At 43.6% G+C, this 2,173-nt stretch carries 4 protein-coding genes; all 4 read right to left on the reverse strand.

What is annotated here, in order from left to right:
• Positions 1 to 159: 159 nt before the first annotated feature.
• On the reverse strand, positions 160 to 615 hold the full coding sequence (locus tag D6694_06260; protein RMH44061.1) for a hypothetical protein: 456 nt from the start codon (positions 613 to 615) through the stop codon (positions 160 to 162).
• Complete coding sequence (locus tag D6694_06265) at positions 584 to 1,204, reverse strand: hypothetical protein (GenBank protein ID RMH44062.1); 621 nt, start codon at positions 1,202 to 1,204, stop codon at positions 584 to 586. The genes D6694_06260 and D6694_06265 overlap by 32 nt, the downstream gene beginning before the upstream one ends.
• On the reverse strand, positions 1,201 to 1,992 hold the full coding sequence (locus D6694_06270; protein ID RMH44063.1) for a TIGR04255 family protein: 792 nt from the start codon (positions 1,990 to 1,992) through the stop codon (positions 1,201 to 1,203). The genes D6694_06265 and D6694_06270 overlap by 4 nt, the downstream gene beginning before the upstream one ends.
• Positions 1,993 to 2,067: 75 nt before the next feature.
• Positions 2,068 to 2,173 (reverse strand): hypothetical protein (locus tag D6694_06275; GenBank protein RMH44064.1); only part of this gene is annotated, 106 nt, incomplete at its 5' end.

A 2,173-nucleotide genomic window follows, 5' to 3' on the forward strand; every position in this document is an offset into this window, starting at 1 on the left:
CGCCGCGGTCCCGCGATTCGGACCCGCCACTCCCCTCCTTCTAGAAGCTCGGGAATGGTCTGGCTACCATTCGAATGGCGTCGGTCTGCACCATTTCGCCCGTCTTTGCTTTAAACAATGTTCATAAATACGATAATCACTTAATTATGAAAATGGCTATTATGGAAATGGCTTCAAAACTGCCAATCTAGCAAGCTCTTGACGCACTGATTCGATTTGCAGCCCGCCTCCTTTCAAAAGAGCATGTGATGGAATGTCACTTTTTGGATCGTATATAAAAGACAAGAATAATTTCTTTCGCCATCCAGTCATCCGTGCTTCTCTAATATTTAAAATAGCTAACCGATGCGTGCGCCGATTGACGCTACGCGAGGACATTATTTGCTTCGATACGCAACGAAGCGCTTTATGCTCGGAAAAGCCGTATTTCTGAAGCCAAAGACCAGAAACCCCGTCCTCATTGTTTCTTACCTGAAAAAGATCTTCGTGAACCTTTTCTGCTTCTTCTCCGTTTAAGGCTAAGTTATCCACAATCAACCATCTCGGGCTGCAATGCCGGACAAAATCGTGACATCCCGGCAGCTCATCTCCTCTTTGTAGTTTGACCCCGGTCACCCATTTTATCCATGACAATAGGCCAAGAATTTCCCACCACATCAATTCTCCCCTCGATCTCCCCAATTTGACACCGAGACGTCTCAGACAAAACTCGCCCAAACCTGATTCCCAATACGGAAACTTTCCTTTCCTTCGTACAGGTTATCTCTACTTCTTCTCTGTTGTGAAACAAAATCCTAAGTTCCCCATAATTATTTTTCCACCAAATAGCTTCAAATTTGCCATCCCTTCTCAATATAATGTTCGGAAATACAAATCTTTTCTGTAATTCAAAAAAATTTATCATTCCCTCCCAAGATGCAAAATCTGGGGCGCTGTCCAAGCCGAAATCCCAATCGTCTGGATCAAAGAGAATTAAAAGACGATTTTCTATTTTCTCTTGAATATTCCTGGGAATATTAGCATTCTGTAATAGACTTAACAGGCCATCTCGATAATTTTCAACCATACGACTAATCGGAAAATAATATTGGAGCTTAGTTTCCGAGAGCGGGTTCTCTTCAACGTCGACGTGCTCTCGTCTGACAGACGCCATATCACCCGCCAAACGAGGCTCTTCGTCTGCGATAGAAGCCACGGCAGTCATTTGAATAACTCCTTGGCCTGCTCCGTCAATGACGCGAAGAAGATCTTATTTTTAAACTCCCTAAGAGCATCCATTAAATTCCATATTGCGTCATTGTTTATCGGATCCATCTCAACATCAGCTACAACATCTATATCAAGAATGTGATAAAATTTATCTTGGTCATTTTGGTTTTTATCCGGCGTAGAAATCACCGTCGCCAATATCGATGTTTCGCGGGGATGGGGAATCACGATGCGGCAGAATGCATCTCGGGCTATGCTCGATAATCGGTTTTCTATAGAGATTGTTGTCAAAATATAGTTTCTTAGTGAACTTAATACTATATTACCGTTCGCATCCAATATACTACGGGGCAGGCCAATCTTGTTGATATATCTGACAGATGCCTTTGTAACTAAAATAGGATTATAAAAATCTCTATACTTTTCCCACCATATCTTAGCATCTTCAACTAGAGAATTCCAATCGTTGTAAGGGCGAAGTTTACTATATGCAAAACCATCACGTCTAATTTGTATTGCTCTTGCCCGATCCTCGGCGAAAAAAACCTTCCCAACAAATTCTCTCGTTAGCTGCGCATCCGTGCTCCCGCTTTTCTCATCAAAACTAACGGTATGCCTTATCTCCACCCTATCCTGTGAAATAGGAAAAGTAGAACCACATTCATTATGGAAAGAATTTATACGATCAACTTCAACTGCCCGAGAGAATCGCACATTAAAGTTGATTAATGCTTCTAGAATTGGGGCATCGGGGAACGTCTCGTGAATATCGCTACCTGACATCGCCTCCTCCGGAGCCCCCTCAGATGCCGGCCCGACGTTGACACCTGCGAGTATATAATACGGCTGAGAATCTCGTCAATCCAGATGCTTGACGATCTCTTCCACCATCTTCTTGGCGTCGCCGAAGAGCATCATCGTGTTCTCCTGGTAGAAGAGCGGGTTGTCGACACCGGCATAGCCC

The organism is Gammaproteobacteria bacterium, from assembly GCA_003696665.1.
Taxonomy (GTDB): Bacteria; Pseudomonadota; Gammaproteobacteria; order Enterobacterales.